This window comes from Parasedimentitalea maritima (assembly GCF_005771405.1).
Lineage (GTDB): Bacteria > Pseudomonadota > Alphaproteobacteria > Rhodobacterales > Rhodobacteraceae > Parasedimentitalea > Parasedimentitalea maritima.
Map to the genome: position 1 here is coordinate 1 of NZ_VAUA01000008.1, position 18,783 is coordinate 18,783.

16 protein-coding genes and 6 pseudogenes are annotated in these 18,783 nt (G+C 58.2%); 14 read left to right on the forward strand and 8 right to left on the reverse strand.

Annotation, left to right across the window (positions count from 1 at the left end):
- Positions 1-84: pseudogene (locus FEE96_RS15495) on the forward strand (IS481 family transposase); the annotation flags it as partial.
- A 46-nt stretch (positions 85-130) separates the two neighbouring features.
- On the opposite strand, the pseudogene FEE96_RS15500 reads toward FEE96_RS15495, so the two are convergent.
- The 4 genes and pseudogenes from FEE96_RS15500 to rfbC form a co-directional block, all read right to left on the reverse strand.
- Positions 131-358, reverse strand: a pseudogene (locus FEE96_RS15500) (sugar phosphate nucleotidyltransferase); the annotation flags it as partial.
- Positions 355-1,189: pseudogene (rfbD, locus tag FEE96_RS15505) on the reverse strand (dTDP-4-dehydrorhamnose reductase). The pseudogenes rfbD and FEE96_RS15500, both read right to left, overlap by 4 nt.
- A complete protein-coding gene (rfbB, locus tag FEE96_RS15510) occupies positions 1,186-2,262 on the reverse strand; it encodes a dTDP-glucose 4,6-dehydratase (RefSeq protein ID WP_138164037.1) in 1,077 nt (358 codons plus the stop codon). The pseudogene rfbD and the gene rfbB overlap by 4 nt, the downstream one beginning before the upstream one ends.
- Positions 2,263-2,265: 3 nt before the next feature.
- Positions 2,266-2,832, reverse strand: coding sequence for a dTDP-4-dehydrorhamnose 3,5-epimerase (gene rfbC, locus FEE96_RS15515; protein ID WP_138164038.1), 567 nt, complete (start codon positions 2,830-2,832; stop codon positions 2,266-2,268).
- 187 nt (positions 2,833-3,019) lie between these two features.
- Here rfbC and FEE96_RS15520 point away from each other — a divergent pair.
- The 5 genes and pseudogenes from FEE96_RS15520 to FEE96_RS15545 form a co-directional block, all read left to right on the forward strand.
- Positions 3,020-3,569: pseudogene (locus tag FEE96_RS15520) on the forward strand (transposase); the annotation flags it as partial.
- Between the two features lie 61 nt (positions 3,570-3,630).
- Positions 3,631-4,002: a transposase gene (locus FEE96_RS15525; RefSeq protein WP_138164039.1), complete on the forward strand. Its 372-nt coding sequence runs from the start codon at positions 3,631-3,633 to the stop codon at positions 4,000-4,002.
- Between the two features lie 29 nt (positions 4,003-4,031).
- On the forward strand, positions 4,032-4,352 hold the full coding sequence (gene tnpB / locus FEE96_RS15530; protein WP_212744783.1) for an IS66 family insertion sequence element accessory protein TnpB: 321 nt from the start codon (positions 4,032-4,034) through the stop codon (positions 4,350-4,352).
- Positions 4,353-4,405: 53 nt separating this feature from the next.
- Positions 4,406-5,946 (forward strand): annotated as a pseudogene (tnpC, locus tag FEE96_RS15535) (IS66 family transposase).
- Positions 5,925-6,560, forward strand: a pseudogene (locus FEE96_RS15545) (IS3 family transposase); the annotation flags it as partial. The pseudogenes tnpC and FEE96_RS15545, both read left to right, overlap by 22 nt.
- 142 nt (positions 6,561-6,702) lie before the next feature.
- Here FEE96_RS15545 and FEE96_RS15550 read toward each other — a convergent pair.
- The 4 genes from FEE96_RS15550 to FEE96_RS15565 are packed head-to-tail and all read right to left on the reverse strand — an operon-like array spanning position 6,703 to position 10,663.
- Positions 6,703-7,509, reverse strand: a complete 807-nt coding sequence (locus tag FEE96_RS15550) for an ABC transporter permease (RefSeq protein WP_138164042.1) — start codon at positions 7,507-7,509, stop codon at positions 6,703-6,705.
- A 4-nt stretch (positions 7,510-7,513) separates the two neighbouring features.
- On the reverse strand, positions 7,514-8,794 hold the full coding sequence (locus FEE96_RS15555) for a KpsE/RkpR family capsule polysaccharide export protein (RefSeq protein ID WP_138164043.1): 1,281 nt from the start codon (positions 8,792-8,794) through the stop codon (positions 7,514-7,516).
- 11 nt (positions 8,795-8,805) lie between these two features.
- Positions 8,806-9,459, reverse strand: coding sequence for an ABC transporter ATP-binding protein (locus FEE96_RS15560; RefSeq protein ID WP_138164044.1), 654 nt, complete (start codon positions 9,457-9,459; stop codon positions 8,806-8,808).
- Between the two features lie 4 nt (positions 9,460-9,463).
- Positions 9,464-10,663 (reverse strand): KpsE/RkpR family capsule polysaccharide export protein, encoded by a 1,200-nt coding sequence (locus FEE96_RS15565; RefSeq protein ID WP_138164045.1) that lies wholly within the window; start codon positions 10,661-10,663, stop codon positions 9,464-9,466.
- Positions 10,664-10,831: 168 nt separating this feature from the next.
- Between FEE96_RS15565 and FEE96_RS15570 the strand changes: the two genes are divergently transcribed.
- The 8 genes from FEE96_RS15570 (at position 10,832) to FEE96_RS15605 (ending at position 18,595) form a co-directional block, all read left to right on the forward strand.
- Positions 10,832-11,749 (forward strand): glycosyltransferase, encoded by a 918-nt coding sequence (locus FEE96_RS15570; protein WP_171021731.1) that lies wholly within the window; start codon positions 10,832-10,834, stop codon positions 11,747-11,749.
- Positions 11,736-12,869 carry a glycosyltransferase family 4 protein gene (locus FEE96_RS15575; protein ID WP_138164047.1) on the forward strand — a complete coding sequence of 378 codons (1,134 nt, stop codon included), beginning with the start codon at positions 11,736-11,738 and terminating at the stop codon, positions 12,867-12,869. Before FEE96_RS15570 ends, FEE96_RS15575 begins: the two co-directional genes overlap by 14 nt.
- A 368-nt stretch (positions 12,870-13,237) precedes the next feature.
- The gene (locus FEE96_RS15580; protein ID WP_138164048.1) at positions 13,238-13,669 is read left to right on the forward strand and encodes a hypothetical protein; all 432 of its coding nucleotides are present in this window, start codon (positions 13,238-13,240) and stop codon (positions 13,667-13,669) included.
- 29 nt (positions 13,670-13,698) lie between these two features.
- The gene (locus FEE96_RS23995; RefSeq protein ID WP_138164049.1) at positions 13,699-16,452 is read left to right on the forward strand and encodes a M10 family metallopeptidase C-terminal domain-containing protein; all 2,754 of its coding nucleotides are present in this window, start codon (positions 13,699-13,701) and stop codon (positions 16,450-16,452) included.
- A 184-nt stretch (positions 16,453-16,636) separates the two neighbouring features.
- Positions 16,637-16,996 carry a hypothetical protein gene (locus FEE96_RS15590; RefSeq protein WP_138164050.1) on the forward strand — a complete coding sequence of 120 codons (360 nt, stop codon included), beginning with the start codon at positions 16,637-16,639 and terminating at the stop codon, positions 16,994-16,996.
- A gap of 36 nt (positions 16,997-17,032) precedes the next feature.
- Positions 17,033-17,746 carry a hypothetical protein gene (locus FEE96_RS15595; RefSeq protein ID WP_138164051.1) on the forward strand — a complete coding sequence of 238 codons (714 nt, stop codon included), beginning with the start codon at positions 17,033-17,035 and terminating at the stop codon, positions 17,744-17,746.
- Positions 17,747-17,924: 178 nt separating this feature from the next.
- On the forward strand, positions 17,925-18,395 hold the full coding sequence (locus FEE96_RS15600) for a hypothetical protein (RefSeq protein WP_138164052.1): 471 nt from the start codon (positions 17,925-17,927) through the stop codon (positions 18,393-18,395).
- Positions 18,359-18,595: a hypothetical protein gene (locus FEE96_RS15605; protein ID WP_138164053.1), complete on the forward strand. Its 237-nt coding sequence runs from the start codon at positions 18,359-18,361 to the stop codon at positions 18,593-18,595. Before FEE96_RS15600 ends, FEE96_RS15605 begins: the two co-directional genes overlap by 37 nt.
- Positions 18,596-18,783: the final 188 nt, after the last annotated feature.

Sequence of the window (18,783 nt, forward strand, 5' to 3'; positions counted from 1 at the left end):
TGGGAGAGCTTTTACAACTTCCACCGACCTCACGGCGCACACGACGGAAAGACGCCTTACGAAGTCCTCAGGGAAAAGCTATAGTCAACAAACGGGATGTACCACGGGTAACCGCACCTTACATCACGTGTATCCCCCATTGGTTTCCATCCCCTAGGTTGCGCTGAAACTGATCCGCGTCCTTTGGCGTGGTGATCATGGCGATGTCGCGTATGCCCGCCAACATTAGAACTGACAGCGGGTAATATATCATCGGTTTGTCATAGATCGGCAAAAGCTGTTTGGACACACCGATCGTAATCGGATAGAGCCGCGTCCCCAAGCCACCTGCCAGAATGATACCTTTGCGCTCAGTCATTGTAGGGCTCCCAAATCTTGCAGTATGCGGCCCAGCCCCACGCGCCAGTCAGGGCGTGCAATTTTCGATGACCGAGTTATGCATACGTGAATTCAGTGGTCGTCTGGCAGGGGTTGGATAACTGCTGGAGGGGATGTCGGTCACCTGGCACTCCGTGCCTGATTGCCGGAAGACCTCGCGTGCGAAATTGGACCAACTCACATCTGGCCCGCTAGACAGGTGGTAAACCCCGATTTTGGATGGATCGGCTACCAGTTGCCGCGCGGCTTGCAGACAGTTATCCGCGATATCCGCGGCACAGGTCGGCCCGCCGATCTGATCGGCAACGATTGTCAGGGCGTCGCGCTCTCCCCCCAACCTCAGCATGGTCTTCACAAAGTTGTTGCCTTGGGCCGAAACCACCCAAGAGGTGCGGAACATTGCATGCTGACCGCCTGCTGAGCGCACCTCTTGCTCCCCCCACCAGTTTGGTGCGGCTGTACGCCCCCATCGGGGCAGTTGGATGGTCCGTGACAAAGGGTGTGTCTCCGGTCCCGTCGAATACATAATCGGTCGATATCTGGATCAAAGGCAGGTCCCGTGCCGCACAGGCTCGTGCGATGGCCCCGGTGTGGTGCCGTTGACCATCAGGGTAAGCGCCTCATCCTCTTCGGCCTTGTCCACTGCATTGATGACCGCATCCGTATACGTTTCGCGGGCGAAACGTATACAGCTGTCAGGGGCAGTGAAATCAGGCTCCCCCAGGCCGCGGATCTCGAGGTTGATGTCACCGGCCCGGCGCGCCAACTCCTGTCCCACCTGACCAATTTCTCCGTAAACTAGGACTTTCATGTTGCATCCCCCTTGGCCGTTTTGTCCGTATCCCCGCCAAGCCGTGTCCCCACGCCCTGTCGCGTCTGCAATGGCTTCCACCAGGCCTCGTTTGCCAGATACCACTCCACGGTTTTGCGCAGCCCCTCATCCACCGTGACCGAAGGTCGCCATTCAAGTTCATTCCGCACCCGCATGGGGTCAATCGCATAGCGGGCATCATGGCCTGGGCGGTCACTGACAAACGTGATCAGATCCGCATAAGGTCCCTTGCGACGAGGACGCAGATCATCGAGGATCGCGCAAAGCTTTTGGACCAACTCCAGATTGGTCAGTTCGTTTTCGCCGCCGATGTTGTAACTGCGCCCCACCGCGCCCTTTTGCAAAACGCACAGCAGCGCATCGGCGTGATCCTCCACATAGAGCCAGTCGCGGATGTTGTCGCCCTTGCCGTAGATCGGGAGCGGCTTGCCCGCCAGCGCGTTCAGGATCGCCACCGGCACCAGCTTTTCGGGGAAATGAAACGGACCGTAGTTATTGGAGCAATTGGTCATTACCACAGGCAAGCCGTAGGTCTCGTGCCATGCGCGCACCAGATGGTCACTGGCCGCTTTGGACGCCGAATAGGGCGAGCGGGGATCGTAGGAGGTCTTTTCGGTGAACATCACGCTAGGATCATTGGGCAGCGATCCAAACACCTCATCCGTCGAGATGTGGTGAAACCGGAATGTGTCGGGCTTGCCTGCTGTCAGCCAGTACTTGCGCGCCGCCTCCAGCATGTTGAAGGTGCCCGTGATATTGGTCTCGATGAAATCGCCGGGGCCGTCGATGGAGCGGTCCACGTGGCTTTCGGCGGCCAGGTGCATGACCGCATCGGGTTGGTTGATATCGAAGACAGCATCCAGCGCGGTGCGGTCACGAATGTCGGCCTTCACAAAGGTATATTCCGCTGCATCAGAGACGCTTTCGACATTCTCGAGGCAAGCCGCATAGGTCAGTGCATCCAGATTGATCACCTGATGGCCCGCCCCTACGGCCTGCCGCACAACTGCAGATCCGATAAATCCGGCACCGCCCGTAACAAGGAGTTTCATATCTTATTCCGCCCAGACAAAGGGGCTGTTGAAATCGGCCAAGGTACCTGCGGCGGCATCCTTGTCGCTCAACACGGTGGCCGTGTCTCTCAAGCCCCAATCTATCCCGATTTGCGGACAGTCAAAGCGCACCGCGCCATCACATTCGGGCGCATAATAATCCGAGCATTTGTAGCAGATTTCCGTATCAGGCTCCCGCGTGACAAATCCGTGCAGGAACCCTTGCGGCACCAGCAGCTGGCGACCGTTTTCCGCGCTTAGTTCATAGCCGACCCACTGGCCGTAAGTTGGCGAACCCGCGCGCGCATCCACGGCTACATCAAAAAGCGCTCCGCGACCGCAACGCACCAGCTTGTCCTGCGCATGGGGGGGCGATTGAAAGTGCAGGCCCCGCAATGTGCCGATTTGCGCGGACACTGAATGGTTGTCTTGAACAAAGTCGATCGTGATGCCGTGTTCTGCCATCCGCGCCCGGTTCCAGGTTTCGGAAAAGAACCCGCGCGCATCACCGAAGCGACGCGGTGTCAAAAGCAGCACACCAGACAATTTCGTGTGTTTGATGTCTAGCATGGGCAGTTATCTCCAGTCTATCAGTTCTTTTGAAAATCAACACCCGCTTAGCCCGTTTGAGACCCAAAGAAAAGACACCGATACCGCGCGCAGAAAGTGGTGCAATGAGCCATGCGCGCTCGTCTGGTCCTGTCCCGGTTTGATGCCGCCCCTTTGATAGCATTTATCGCAGCAAAGGAGACTGACTATGGGACTGAAACGGGCAGGTGAATTTCGACGGGATGCGGTGCGAATAGCGCTGACCAGTGGGCTGACGCGCAAACAGGTTGCTGAGGGCTTTGGTGTTGGCATGTCGACGCTGAACAAGTGGATCACTGCACATAGAGACACAGGCGTTGTGTCGAAAGAGGATTTGAGCTTAGCCTGGGAGAATGATCGGCTTCGACGTGAGAACCGCATTCTCAAGGAGGAGAGGGAGATCCTAAAAAGGCAACGTAGTTCTTCGCAAGCTAAAAGTCATGAGGTTTAGGTTCATCGAGGAACACTGAGACAGCTTTCCTACCTACCGGCTGTGTGACGTCATGGATGTTAGTCCCCGATGCTTGCGGGCTTTCCCTAACCGCCCCGCCAGCCGCAGGCAGCGGTCTGACCTTGTCACTTTGGCCCACATCAAAAAACAGTCCCCTCTCAGCCAGGGAAGCTATGGGAGACTCCGGATGACAAAAGAGCTGAAAGAGATCGGCCTGGATGGTAACCGCAGCTTAGGCCCCACCTTTTGCGAGTCGCACGTTTCTGTGAGTCCCTTGGCATCGTAGATTTGCAGAGGAGATCGTCGTGGGAGTACATCGGGAGCTACGGATGGAGTCCGTAGCGGGTCATGAGATTTTGATTGGAGCTGATGGCAATCGGCGTTGGCCTGACGAAGTGAAGGGCCATTTGGTTGCCGAGACTTTGGTCCCAGGCGTCACCGTGAACGAAGTTGCGCGGCGTGTGGGTATGCGGCTTAATCATTTATCGGAGTGGCGGCGTCAGGCCCGCGAGGGCAAGCTGGTTTTGCCTGATCTTTTGGGCGCCGCGTTTGTGCCCGTCGAAGTGACCGAGATGCCTGCGCCGGTTGAAGCGCCGCCAACTTACTTGCAAACCTTGGATGTGATCAAAGGAGCTGTGACGATCCGGTTGGATGTAGGTACATCTGCAAGCCGCATCGCCGAGATTGCGGCTGCGCTGTGATCCATCCGTCGCACGGTGTGCGGATATTTGTGGCAACCAGACCTGTCGACTTCCGCAAGGGGCACGACGGACTGGCCGCCTTGGTGCAGAGCCACCTCCAAAAGAAGCCCTTTGATGGTGCGGTTTACGTGTTTCGTGCAAAGCTGGCTGACCGGCTCAAGATGATCTGGTGGGACGGCACAGGGTTGGTCATGGCCTACAAGAGGCTTGAACAGAACGCCTTCAAATGGCCCGCCATTCGCGACGGCGTATTGCGGCTGGATCCGGTGCAGTTTGAAGAGCTGTTTTCTGGCCTCGACTGGCGTCGGGTCACAGCTCTGGAGACCCGTCCACCGGCTGTGGCAGAATGACTCGGGCAGCGTTTTACGCAGGCGGTTGAGGCGAGATTTTGGTAACAAACATCATGTCATTCCCTGCTGACCTTCCTGACGATATCAATGCGCTCAAGGCCACTATCATGACCTCGCAGGCGAAGATGATGGCACAAGACGGCGTCATCGTACGCAAGGAAGACCGCATCATCAGGCATGAGAAGTTGTTAGCAGACTTCAAGCGGGCGCTCTATGGGGCGAAGTCCGAGAAGGGTCATCCGGACCAATATCATCTTGCGCTGGAAGACATTGAGACGGCCATGGCTGTCGTCCATGCCGAGGATGAGGCGATTGATCCGCCGAAGGCAATAGCTGTGTCAAAGTCATGTGCCGGACGCGGCATTTTACCAAAGCACCTGCCGCGCGTCGAGGAAGTGATTGCGCCAGACGTCGCCTGTGGCTGCGGCGCTGAACGTCACATCATCGGCGAAGATGTCAGCGAGCGCCTCGACATTGTGCCCGCCCAGTTCCGGGTCATCGTCACACGCCGCCCCAAGTATGCATGTCGGTCGTGCGAGGCAGGCATTGTGCAAACGCCCGCCAAACCATGCCTGATCGAAGGCGGCATGCCAACCGAGGCCACCGTTGCCAGTGTGATTGTGTCAAAATATGCTGATCACTTGCCGCTGTATCGCAAATCTATGCCCGACAAGGCGTTGATATCGACCGCTCAACACTGGCTTTCTGGATCGGAAAAGCCGCACATGAGCTAAGGCCCGTGCATGACGCTCTGCTGGCGCACCTCAAACGGTCGTCGAAGCTTTTTATGGATGAGACACCTGCACCGGTACTCGATCCAGGGCGTGGCAAAACCAAGAAGGGGTACTTCTGGGCACTCGCCCGCGATGATCGTGGCTGGAATGGACCCGAACCACCCGGTGTGGCCTTTACCTATGCACCGGGGCGATCCGGCGAACACGCCGTTAAGATATTGCAGGGCTTTGAGGGCGTCCTGCAAGTTGACGGCTATGCCGGATACAACCGCGTGCTTGATCCACGCGATAATGATCCCATCCAACTGGCGTATTGCTGGGCGCACGCGCGCCGCAAGCTTTATGAGTTGACCCATCACAATGTCGCTCCTATCGCCGAAGAGGGCCTCAAGCAGATCGCTGCCCACTACCGGATCGAAGGGCAAATCCGAGGTCAATTTATTGACGAACGTCTCTCGGTGCGACAGCAGAAGTCTACGCCAAAGGTCGCGGCCTTCAAAATCTGGCTGGATAACGCCCGAACGCAGGTGTCAGCCAAATCCCCAAGAGGCCAAGCACTCAAATACATCGTCAAATACTGGGGCGGGCTAACCCTGTTCCTGACCGACAGCCGCATCGAGATGGACAGCAATACCGTCGAACGCACCATCCGACCCATCGCTTTGCAAAGAAAGAACGCGCTCTTCGCTGGCCATGACGCCGGTGCCCAGAACTGAGCCATGCTCGCGTCGCTGATCGAGACCTGTAAACTGAACCAGGTCGAGCCGCACAGCTACCAGACCGGTATTCTCACAGCCATCGTCAATGGGCATAGGCAGAAGGACATTGAACAACTGCTACCGTGGAACTACGCCAAATAGGTGGGACCAAAGAAACGCTTACCCTGGATGTCGGACTCCGCCGCGTTGGCAGATTGATGCGCCAGAACGGTATATCCGTTGTCAGACCCCGTAAACACAAGGTGACGACCGACAGTGACCACGAATTCAACATTGCGCCAAACCAATTGGATCGGGAGTTCGCCGCGGAGAAACCAAACCAGAAATGGGCCGGTGATATGAGTTATGTATGGACCCGTGAAGGTTGGTTGTATCTCTCTGTGATCCTGGATCTGCATTCTCGACAGGTGATCGGCTGGGTGGTGAGCAATCGCATGAAACGCGGTTTGGCAATCCGGGCTTTGAAAATGGCCATATCCTTCCGTGTGCCTCCAAGAGGTTGCATCCATCACACGGATCGTTGCAACCAATACTGTTCTCACGATTATCAGAAATTTCTGCGCCAGCACGGCTTCAAGGTGTCGATGAGCGGAAAAAGCGATTGCTCTGATAATGCGGCTGTCGAGACCTTCTTCGAATACATCAACGGCTTCTACAATCCGCGCCGTCGGCACTCAACACTGGGCTGGAAAAGTCCTGTCGCCTTCGAACGGAACACGGCTGAAACGAGCTATGGGAGCGGCACAAAAAAGTGATAGGTCCAGTTGTATTGGTCATGGTCAGATGTCCTAATGTAAGGGTCGATTGGCCAAAAATTCTATCAACAAAAATTTAGTGCATTGCCTGCCAACGCTCGGTGATCGCTTGAAACAGGCAACGTCACAGCGCGTTGCCCTTTTACCCCACCAGCAGCCGGTGGCGCAGCACGCGCTCCATGAGCAAGCCGAGCACGAGCATGCCAATGGCAACGGATACGACATAACCCTTGTCGAGAACCTGATCCGGATAGCCCGGATAGTAAGCCGTGCGCATCCATTCCGTGCAGTGCAGCACCGGGTTCCATGACAGGATATCCAGGGCAAGTTCGGGCAGGAAAGAAACCACGAAGAACGATCCCGATGCGACGTAAAAGATAATTAGAAACAGCGCCCAGACGGTGGCGAAAGCGTCACTCATCATCGTGATGATGCTCACCACCAGGCCCACGCTAACGGCCAGCAGCAGCGTGACGCAGAAAGCGGCAAAAGCTTCCACTGGATAGACCGGTAGCGGGTTGGAGCCTACGGCCAAAAAGACCGCCCCCACCGCCGTCGCCATCCAGATCGCACTCAGCACCTCTAGCACTGCGCGGCCAAAAACCACCTCAAGCATGCCTATGATCGGATAGGCCAGCATGGGCTTGTTCATCAAAAGAGACATGGACATATAACGCGACACGTACATGAAGCTGAGCGTGGGGATTAGCCCCGTGACAAGAAACACATTGATATCGTCGCCGTAGGCAAAGCTGGCACCGGTGACGTTGTTGAGCAAAATCAGCGCAAGCAGGTGGGCAAACGGAAACAGGGGCACGAGCAAGAAGCCCAATCCATGATTGAAAAACCGCGTGCGCAGATCCCGCAGCATAACGGCACCCATGATGTTGCGCTGTTCGGCCAGTGCGTGTCGCATGCTTATACGGTTGGGTGAGAAATTCAGGGCCATGGCGTTAATCCAGACGTTTTTGCAGCAACCCTAGACCCAGGGCCATAAGGCCCCAGACGGCGAGACACAGCACGATGAGCTTGGCCAATTCCCAGGTAACCACGGGATAGACACTGTCTTGGGGGAGTGCTGGAAGCATGAAACGCTCGAGATAGAGCATCTGCACTGTGTTCATGAGCTTTGCCTGCTCCAACTCGCCAGCGGTCAGCTTGAAGCGCTCCTGAGCGACGTCGATTTTCACTTCCAGTTCGTCAAAGAGTTGTTGACTGTCCGACAGCGTGCCAAACGCGCTCTGTGCACTTGCCAGCTCGGCCTTTAGGTTCTCCACCTGGTCTTGTCTCACGGAGATGGAGCGGTTGAGATGGACTACACTGATATGGGTCTCCGACACTTCCAGCAACAAGGATGCGCGGCGGTTTTTCAGATCGATGAGCTCCTTGCGCAGCACATAGAGAACCTCCGTTAGCGCCTTGGCTTCCAATTCAACGCTGAAAACGCCGCTGGCATTCTGCAGCTCGCCATAGCGCGTGCGCACCGCACGCAGTTGCTCCGAGGCCGTCTCGAAGTTGCGTTCGGCAACCTCAAGCACAGAGGTCCAGATCTCACTGTTGAGCCGGTTTACCCGATCTTCCGCTATGGCAAATATCTGCTGTATCATGCTCTGGGCGTCCTGGGGCGTGAAGGCACGGGCCTTGAGCGTGATGATGCCACTCACTTTACTGACATGTACGTCGATGAAATCCTCGAAATAACGGGTCTTGTCTTCCAGGCTCTGGCCCGGCGAGAGCCGCGACAACGCATCAATCTCGGATCTGCTGTAGACACTGTCCAGATCCACCTGAGCATCCAGTTGTTGGACCAGCGAAGGGCTCTCCAGGAAATTAGCCACTACCAGAGTGTCCTGGACGATTTTGAGCGAGGCGATATTGGCGTCTCTGGGCGTTTGGGAATTGGGCAGTGCCGGCAGCGCAGAGCGCAATACAAAGCGGGTTTCCGCTTCGTACTGAGGAGTCACATAGCCCAGATAGTAAAACGTCCCTGCCAACAGCGGAAAAGCAAAGCACAGAAGGAACGTCATGACAAAAGCAAGACGAAACGCCAGATCCCGTCGCCTTGGCCGCAGACCCAGCACCCGGTAGATGCCCCGGCGCGATCCGCTTTGCATGGCCAGGGTGCGCGCGGCCTGACGCAGGTGCTCTGATACCTGCCCCGTGTCCGTTTCCGATTGCACCGGCGGACCGGTCTGGGACTGCGTCAGAGCATTCTGGCCGTTTTCATCGCTCAATTGGGTCGCCTCTATTTGTTCAGGCGCATGTAGGCGCCGATCGCTTCATCTACATTACCGTAGCGCCTCAGTTCTCCATCCACCAGCACCAGAGCACGGTCACAAAACCGGCTGATCATGCCCATGTCATGGGAAACCATGATCAGGTTGGACCGCGCGCGGCGCGCATCGAAGACTGCGGCGCACCGCTGCTGAAATCTAGCGTCGCCCACCGATACGACCTCGTCGATCAAATAGCACTCAAATTCGATGGCCATGGAAAGGCCAAAGGCCAGCCGCGCGGTCATGCCGGTGGAATAGATCCGGACGGGCTGATCCAGATAGGCACCCAGCTCGGAAAAGTCAGCCACGAAATCCAGAACGCGTTGCACGTTTTCGCCATAGGCGCGCGCAACGAACTTGAGGTTCTCGCGGCCGCTCATCTGCATGTTAAAACCGTTGGCAAAACCCAGTGGCCAGGACACCCGCACATTGCGGCGGATACGACCTGCGTTGGGCAGCTCCAGACCGGCGAGCAAGCGCACGGTGGTGGATTTTCCGGCCCCGTTCACCCCCAGAAGGCCATACGAAAAGCCACCCTCGAAGTGTACGCTCTGGCGCTTGAGAATATGCCGTCGCTGGCCTTCGACTTTATAGTACTTGTCGACTTGGTCCATGATGATCATTGGCTTACCTGCGGTGATCGTTGATCGCGGCCCAGATCAACAGGAATGTCGCCCATGCCGCCACGCAGCAGCCGACCAAAAGAGCCCAGCTGGCCAGGCGTCTGGGATGGCTGGGCTTCGATGGCAGGATCGGAGGCGCAAACACAGACACAAAAGTGGACTGCCGCTGGGCCGAGGATTTCGCCACGTCAAAATTCCTACTGGCCGACCGAAAAAGACTCTCAGCCAGAAATCGTTCCGTTTCGAGGGCGTTAATCTTGGCAAAGAAGGCCGTCAGCGCGCCGGATTTCTCCTCCAGACCAGCCACCTGCCGACGCTGCGCGGCGATTTGTTCATTCAGGGTTTCGATCTGGTTTTGCAACAGCGTGATCTGCGGCGACGTGACCACGTTGCTGGCCTGCAGAGCGTTGAGCGCCGCCTCGGCCTTCAGCTGCTCCAGAATAAGATTCGAGATCAGCACGGTGGACACCCCGGCCTCGGCCTGCGGATCCAGAATGCCGGCATCGTTTTGCAGATTGCGCAGGGCATCGAGGCTGGCGACATAGGCCTCGAGGGAGCTGTCAAGCTCGCGTTCGGCGCGGGCCAGCAGATCGCGCTTGGCCTGTTCGGCCAGATTCTCGATCAGAGTCGCGGCCAGCTCAATGGCGGCTTGGGAAATCTGCACGGCATCCTGGGGCGTGAATGCACGCACCGAAAATTGGATGATACCCGACGGCCCGTCCACATAGGCGACCGTATGATCCTGCCAGTAGCTGTGCAGCGTCTCCATGCTTGCTTGAGGGTCAAGCCGAGAAAGCCTGTCGATCTGGTCGCCGCTGAATAGCGCACGTAGATCGATTTCCGATTCCAAATCCCTTGTAATATCTAATGATTTTAAGTAATTAACCAAAATGTGAGCATCTTGTACGACCGCAGCACCTCCCAAGGTGGTCACGCGTCCGGGGCCATCATCCGCGCTGGTCTGAAGGCCGATAGTACGCACCACCAGCCGGGTTTCGGTTTCGTATTGGTCGCTGGCCAGCGCGTAGTAGTAGTAACCCCCGACAATCGCGGGCAGCAGCAGACCAAAAACGAAAGTGAGACGCGAAAGCACGTAAAACGGCGTGAGCCGCCGCGTGCGGTTAAAACGCCCACGCCAGGAATTAGTTTCCAATAACGGCGCAGCGGGATCAGAGATCTGGTCAGCGGGAGCAAGAGATGTCAAGGAGGGGCCCTCTGGTGGTGACATTGAAGCGCAGCCAGTTACCGCAGCGATCTGCATGCAGGTTACCTGATGGAACAACCGAGGTCCACCTCACATCCTCTGGGCGATTGCCTTCGGCTATGTAGAACGCATAGACTGGAGTGGAAAGAATCCCGACAGCAGGGCGTAATGGACACGATCACGATTCTCATGGGGGTTTATAAAGGCGGAGATTTCTTGCCCGAACAACTGGCAAGCATGCTCGGCCAAACCCATTCCGCCTGGCACCTGATTGCCAGCGACGACAGCCCCGTCGATGACAGCCGTCACCTGCTTAAGCGGTTCAGCCGGGAACATTCCGGACGTATGAGCCTGGTTCGAGGCCCCGGGGTCGGCTTTTCAGCCAACTACCTGAGCCTGTTGCGCGCCGCCCCTTCGGGATATGTTGCGTTGGCCGACCAGGACGATGTCTGGCATCCGGACAAGCTGGCGCGTGCTCATGCTGCCCTGGCGACCCTTCCCGCGGGGCGTCCCGCACTTTACTGTGCGCGGGTTCAGCCTTGGGATGGGGCAGTGCCCTTGGGCGCACCCGCGCGTGCTCTCGCCCGGCCCTTGGGCTTTGCGAATGCATTGATCGAAAACGTGGCTGTGGGAAACACGATCGTACTTAATCCCCCGGCAGTGGATCTTGCACGTCAGGCAGCGCAGCACACTACGCAGGTTTTTGCCCATGACTGGTGGCTTTATCAACTGATCACCGGTACGGGCGGCATTGTATATCACGACGACGGCCCGCCGGTGTTGCTGTATCGCCAGCACGGCGGCAACGCGATCGGGGCAGGCCGCGGGATCGTCGCCCAGCTGCGGCGCAAATCGGGTGTCTTGCGGGGGGCGTTTGCCCAGCGTTTGAGCCTGAATGCTGACGCACTGGAGCAAAGCCGGGCCCTGCTTACCCCCGAAAATCGCACCTTGTTCGACGCTTTTGAAACGGCGCGCGCGCAATCCGGAACAGCCCGGCTTTGGCAGCTCGCTCGCTTGGGTGTCTATCGCCAGAGGCCCTTGAAAACGGCAGGGTTTTTCGGAGCTGCAGCCCTTGGTCGAATCTGAGCCTCACATCGTACTGTTGGGCGGCGACGGCGGCCGGTCGGGTGTGCCACGTCACATCACCGATCTGACGCGTGCGCTCATACCTAAATCCAGGATCACTGTTTTAAGCGAAGCCAACCGTGGAGGCTACGACAGCCTGCGGACACTGGGGGCCACCCATGTTACGCTGCCGGGGCTGGCAAGCCGCATGGGGCCGCGCAGTGCAGCAGCAGGCAAAGCCGCTCTGGGGGCCTGGCTCGCGGCCCACCCAGCCGATCTGGTTTGGGCCCATGCACGCATGCCGGTGCTGTACCTGCGGGCCCTTGAGCGCTCCGGAGGCTGGCGACCAACTGGCGCGCGCGCATTGACATATCACGGCCTGCCGTTTGGGCCGGGCCACAGATGGGGAACCGGCGCGGTGTCGCGGCTTGTTGAACGACGGCTGCTTTGCGATGTGCCAAGGTTGAACCTGGTGTTCCTGACCGACGAACAGCGCGACCGCCTGAAAGCGGCCATTGGTGCCCCCAGTGCGGGGCATGACTGCCATGTGCTGAGCAATGCGTCTCATCTGGGGGCCGTGCCTGCCCGGTCCGGCGCCGGACAGGGCCGCCATCTGGTGATGACCGGTCGGACGGGGTGGCAGAAAAACTATGCTGCTGCGTTGCGGTTGATGCGCCATCTGCCGAGGGACATCACCCTGAGCCTGTGCGGTGCCGGCACCCAGAGCCCAAATTTTGCCGCCAAGGCCCGACAGCTGGCGGGCCATGGGGCTGACCGCGTGAAATTGCTTGGCCCGGTCAAGGATATCGCATCGCTTTTGACAACAGCGGACGGATATTTGCTCACCTCCCGCTATGAGGGCCAACCCATCGGCGCGCTGGAGGCGATGGAGGCGGGTCTTCCCCTGATGATCGCGCCGTTTCAAGGCGCCCGGGAACTTATTGCCGACAACCCGTTTGGGTGTCTTCTGACCGGCGCGCCCGCGGATCAGGCGGCCGCGATAGATCGGCTGCTGCGGGATTATCTGACTGAACCGGAGATTGCGCGCACCCAGATCCGCAGGTTCTGGTCTGCGCGCTTTTCGCCAGCGCGGTTTGCTGAGGCGGCGAACAAGTTGGTTTTCGACTGTTTTCTGGACTGAGGATAGCATTTACCGCGTGATGTGGCCTGCGCGATAAAGCACATCTGGGAATACCTGAGATATCGCATATCATTTAACCCGTTGAAATCTTTGATTTCAGGCAGGGTTAAATTATTCATGTTTCTCCGAAAGTGCTATAGTGCTTCAAATGCTGCATCAAGGACGTCCGCAATTGGGACGTTCCGGGATTGGGCGCGTCAGCGGGCTGAAACCCAAGGGTTGACACGCTTTGCATTTTCTTGCCGGGCGCAGGTGCCGGAAGAGGAATCGCTGGCATGTTGATCCGCAAATCGGTTAGAATTTTGCTTAAAGATTTCCGGCATTAAGATTATTGTATTAAAAGTGAATCAAAAGGGACCGTCATATCCATGGTGTGCAGCTATATGCAGGCGCTGGCCTACATGCGGCCAAAGGAAAGAGGCCAGTGGGTGCGCGGGCTCTGTGCCGCTGCCCTGTCGACAGGGCTTGTCATGAGTGGCGGATCCGGTGCGGGGGCTGACCAACGGCCCAGGGCTGTCGTCACGCTGGCTTGCGACGCTGAACCGACTCTCTGCCGTGCACTTGTGCAGGCCATGTCGGAACTGGTCTCGTCCCACATCTACCGTATCAACCCCGACCCTGAACCGCCCCGCGCCCTGCGCCTGAGCTTTGAGATGGCCCAGGACGGCACGGCGTGTCTGTCCTGGCCCGGCGGCAAGCGCGAAGTATTGCGGGTGGGCGGTCACACGGATACCCAGTTTGCACGTATTATCGTCGCCAAAGGCGGCAAAAACCTAGAAAAAGCTCTGAAAGACGCGTAAGTTTCTCTTTTTAAGAACAGGAATATTGCATGTGTGTTATCTGCGCTCTCACGAATACCTTTGATCCTGCTCGCCACCCTGTCGGCACCGACCCGCTGCAGCAACTTGAGAACAATAGTCTGACGGGTGTAGAAATCGTCAGCGCCCTCGCCGCCAGCGTCGGGAGTACTTACAGCGGCACAATCGCTACCGGTGGCGAACAGGATTTCTTTGCTGTCACTCTGGAGGCTGGCAAGAGCTACCGATTCGACGCCCTCGGCTCCGCCTCTTCGGGTGGTGGTACCTTGTCCGATACTGATCTACATATTTTCGACAGCACCGGCACATACATTGCATACGATGATGGCAGCGGCTCAGGCTTTGACGCCAGGCTTAACTTCACTGCGGCCACCAGCGGCACCTATTATGTCTTAGTGGACAGCTATTACTCTACCCCGACCGGTAGCTACCAACTCAAGATCGCAGAGAACGTGACACCGGCGGTCTCTGGCAGCACTGGCACATATGACCAGCTCGCGTCCTATCTCAAAGACAAGCAGGGCACGACCACCGAGTTCACTCTGAACCTGACGGGCTCTAACTTAGTGACAGTCAACATCTCTAACCTGAGTGCGGATGGCCAGCTGCTGGCGCTTTGGGCCATGGAGGCCTGGGAGATGGTGACGAACATCGATTTCCAGGTGGTCACCTCCGGCGCCTTGGTCAACATCGACGACCAGAACGCCTCTGCCACGATAAACAATCCCAACGGCCTGCAGGCCTGGGCCTTCCTGGGTGCCCAAGGCACTCAGGATGGGGTGCAGATGATGGTCTCCCAAAGCTGGCTGGATCAGTACGGCACCGCGCTGAACAGCTATTCCTTCCAGACCTACGTTCACGAATTGGGCCACATCCTTGGCCTCAACCACTTGGGCCCCTACGACGGCACTGCTACCTGGGGCACCGACAACTTCTTTGCCAACGACAGCTGGCAAGTGTCGGTAATGTCCTACTTTAACCAGACCGATAACCCCAACACCTCCGCCAGCTACAACCTGCTGACCGGGGCGCAGATCGTTGACATCATTGCGGTGCAGGATTTCTACGGTGCGCCGGGCAACAGTACGGCTACCGCGGGCAACACTATCTGGGGCGGGGCCAGTTCCAACCTTGGCAACTACATGGACACGGTCTTTGCGGCCATGGCCAATGGCACCTACACGATGGCCTTTACCATCTACGATCAAGGCGGCACCGACACGCTGGATCTTGCCTATCTGAGCGCCGCGCAGGGGGCCAAGATCAATCTCAACGACGGCACGTTCTCCACCATCGGGGCCGATGTGGACATCATGGGCATCGCCGTCGACACGATTGTCGAGAACGCCAATCTTGGCGCGGGCAATGACACGGTGGTGGGCAACGAGGCCAACAATATCATCAACGGCGGGGCTGGCAACGACACGATCAACGGCGGGGCTGGCAACGACGCGATCAACGGGGGCGCTGGCACCGATTGGGCTGCCTACGACACGGCAGTTGCAAACATCCGCGCGGCGACGTCTGGCGTCTTCACGGTGATCTACGACACCACCGGAGCCAGCGGAGCCGATGTGCTGGTGGATGTGGAAAACGTCAGCTTCTCGGGTGGTGCAACCGCCTCAGTATCCGCCTTCACCCAGTTCGAGACTTTGCGCTACATTGCCTCTTACGCCGACCTCAGCGCGGCCCTGGGCGCCAACATTATCGCGGGACTGGCCCACTATCTGGTCAGCGGCGTGACCGAAGGCCGCACCGTGACTTTCCGGGCGCTGGACTATCTGGCTTCGCATCTCGATCTGATCGGCGTCTTCGGGCTGGAAACTGAGGCCGCCTCGGGCCACTACATCACCTATGGCGCGGCCGAGGGCCGGGGGGTCAGCTTCTCGGGGTTGCAGTATATCGCCTCTTACGCTGACCTGCGTGGGGTCTTTGGGTCCAATGCCGAGGCGGGTGCCACCCACTTCATCCAGAGCGGTGCAGCCGAGGGACGTGCGATCACCTTCAGCGCGCTCAACTATCTGGCCTCGCATGCCGACCTGCGCGCCGTTTTCGGTGCCGACACCGAGGCTGGGGCGCGCCACTACATCGACTATGGCGCGGGCGAGGGGCGGGGGACCACCTTTAACGGGTTGGTATACATCGCTTCCCACGCTGACCTGCGCGGGGTCTTTGGCTCTGACGCCGAGGGTGCGACGCTTCACTACATCACCTCCGGTGCTGCCGAGGGTCGCAGTGTGACCTTCAGCGGGCTGAACTATCTGGCCTCCTACGGTGACCTGATCAGCGCCTTTGGTGTCGACGGGAACGTCGCCACGCTGCACTACATCAATAGCGGGGCGACCGAAGGCCGGGCGTTGAACCAGCGCGCGGGGCTCGACGTGATCACTGCGGCCCAGTTGGGCGGCGGCGGCGATGACGTGATCAACGGCACCGCGGCGGGCGATCTGCTGGTGGGGCTGAATGGCAACGACACGTTGGTGGGCGGCGGCGGCGATGACGTGCTGGTGGGCGGCAACGGCTCTGATACGTTCATCTTCGGACCAGGCTTTGCCAAAGATGTGATCATCGGATTCGACGCCCTGGATCCGGGCGAGAAGATCGATCTGACCAATGTTGTCGGCATTACCGACTTCAACGATCTGGCTAACAACGGGCATCTCGCCGTCGTGGGCGGCCACGTCACCATCATCGACGAGGCCGACACGATCGCGCTTTGGGGCGTAAATCAGGGCGACTTGGACGCGAGCGACTTCATCTTCTAGAGCTCGACTCGGCCCTTGTTGTCCAACCACTATTGTTTGGCCCGCACCGCTTGGAAAAGAGGTGCGGGCCGCTTTAGGCAAATTGCCTGAAAAATCCTTCCTAAGAAGCATTCTTGCCCGAATACCGGCAGCTGCTGGCACGTTTTGTCTGTCAACCGCTTCCTCAAGTTTTGGGAGTGGGCAGATGCAGGCCGTCTTTGGCGGCGGTTCCGGCGCGGCGCTTCTGTCGTATGACGTCACTGGTACTGGCGACATTTTGGACACTCTGGAGGAAGCATCTCTCAATGGTCCGGTAGACAGCATCAGCGATGTATTGCTCACTTCACTGCCAAGCAACTCTGTGGTCTTTTTCACCGACAGCGGCCTGGGCCGTATTACCGCCTACACTATGGACCAGAACGGTGGCTATGCCGGGCAGGACGCCGAACGCGTCGGGCAGGGCACCATCCTCATTGCGCGTGCCGACATCGCCGGCCAGTCGTTGCTCGTCAGCAGCAACGGCGATAACGGCGTTACAGCCTTCTCGCTCAATTCAAATGGCTAGGCGACGGAAACCGCCCAGCTGGGGGCGGCCAATGGGTTGGGGAACTCCATACCCACGGCGCTTGAAGTGATCGAGGCGCATGGCGCGACATCGTTCGACGTGCGGGCAGCAGGAAGCGGATTGCTGTCGGTGATGCGTCGGGACCAGACCGGGGCGCTCGTGGCGACCGACCATCTGCTGGACACCCTTGGGACACGCTTTGACGATGTGCAGGCCCTAGCCAGCCTATCGGCGGATGGCTGGTCTTTTCTGATCGCTGGTGGGTCCGATGACTGGATGAGTCTGTTTATCCTCACGCCGGATGATCGACTGGTGCATCTCGACGCGATCGTGCACCAATTGGGTACAGGGCTTGAGAACGTCGAGGCCATCAGCGCTATTGCCGTGGGCGATGAAATCCAGTTTTTTGTCACCTCAGCCACCGCCAGCGGTGTCAGCCAGTTTACGGTGCCCCTTGAGAATCTGGGCGCAATAATCACCGGAAACGGTGCTTTGGTGGGCACGGCGGACGGCGATCTTTTACAGACCGGTGCGGGAACCACGGCGCTTACCGGCGGGGCCGGGCGGACACTTTTATGGCAGGCTATCACGATAACACCCTGTAGATACTGGATTACAACACCCAAGAGGACAGCCTGGATCTGTCCGTCCTGCCTGCGCTCTACACCTTTCCCAGCTAAAGGTGACCGAGGTGGCGGGCGGGATCGTCCTCGACTACGGGGTCTGGAGCGTCGAGATATTCTCTCATAGCGGTCAGACCCTGGAGTTGGAGGACCTTTTCGGCCAGAATTTTTCCTGGGCCAACCACCTGCTGATCTTCGTGGAGACGCCAGACACCGGCGGGGTGGACAACGTGAAAGGCACTGACGGGTTTGACGTGTCATGAGCGGGGCATGGACGATGATCGTCTCGAGGGGGGGGCATCGGCGTGGACACAGCCCAGTATCAACACTACGAAATACTGCGCATGGGCGACGAGACGGTGGTCCGCGACCGGGTGGATGCTGCCTATGGGATGGAAAACTTTGTCTTCCCCGACCAGAGCGTGGATGTTCATGCCATCACCCAGTTCAACGCCCTAGGGCATATCGCTTCACACGGTGATCTCATGATCATCCTGGGAGCAGACATTGCAGCCGGGCTCAGCCACTATCTGATAAGCGGCGCTGCCGAGGGACGCACTTTTATCTTTGCTGCGAGTACCTATCTGGCCTCGCCACCGATCTGCGGGAAGGCTATGAGACAATCACCACAGCCCAAGTCGGCAGTGCGGCAGAAGATATGCAAGCAGGCAGCGCAGCGTCGGAACTTTTGGCGGGTATGGATGGTGCCGATACGTTGGCGGGCGGGGCGGGTGCGGATATGTTCGTTTTCTCGGACGGGTTCAGCAATGACATAATCGTCGATTTTAATGCCATCGAGGCCATAGATACCATCCACCTGAGTGCTGTCGGCCAGTTCACGGACGCCGATGGTCTCTTCGCAAACCACCTAGGCACAGTGCGGGGGAGTGTCACGGTTACCGCCCGCCCCGATACCCTTACGCTTTGGGGTTTGCACATTGATGATCTGGATGCGAACGACTTTGTCTTTGGCTAGGTTCTGCATGCTCTTTCCAACATTTTTCCTTTTCTGAGCGCAGCTTCAGAAAGTTCGACCACCCTGACTTTGGGCAGGTCAGCATGAGAATGGCGTGGTCGGCCCATTGTCCCCTTGCAAACCGCTACAGACTATCGTTCAAGTTTCTAAACGCATGGGCTTCAGTATCCACGCCATGCGAAACTGCA

Bases quoted from the DNA above. Each gene is read 5' to 3' on its own strand.
- rfbB (WP_138164037.1), bottom strand. From the start codon at position 2,262: ATGAAACTCCTTGTTACGGGCGGTGCCGGATTTATCGGATCTGCAGTT.
- rfbC (WP_138164038.1), bottom strand. From the start codon at position 2,832: ATGCTAGACATCAAACACACGAAATTGTCTGGTGTGCTGCTTTTGACA.
- FEE96_RS15525 (WP_138164039.1), top strand. From the start codon at position 3,631: ATGGAGTCCGTAGCGGGTCATGAGATTTTGATTGGAGCTGATGGCAAT.
- FEE96_RS15550 (WP_138164042.1), bottom strand. From the start codon at position 7,509: ATGGCCCTGAATTTCTCACCCAACCGTATAAGCATGCGACACGCACTG.
- FEE96_RS15560 (WP_138164044.1), bottom strand. From the start codon at position 9,459: ATGATCATCATGGACCAAGTCGACAAGTACTATAAAGTCGAAGGCCAG.
- FEE96_RS15570 (WP_171021731.1), top strand. From the start codon at position 10,832: ATGGACACGATCACGATTCTCATGGGGGTTTATAAAGGCGGAGATTTC.
- FEE96_RS15580 (WP_138164048.1), top strand. From the start codon at position 13,238: ATGGTGTGCAGCTATATGCAGGCGCTGGCCTACATGCGGCCAAAGGAA.
- FEE96_RS23995 (WP_138164049.1), top strand. From the start codon at position 13,699: ATGTGTGTTATCTGCGCTCTCACGAATACCTTTGATCCTGCTCGCCAC.
- FEE96_RS15590 (WP_138164050.1), top strand. From the start codon at position 16,637: ATGCAGGCCGTCTTTGGCGGCGGTTCCGGCGCGGCGCTTCTGTCGTAT.
- FEE96_RS15605 (WP_138164053.1), top strand. From the start codon at position 18,359: ATGTTCGTTTTCTCGGACGGGTTCAGCAATGACATAATCGTCGATTTT.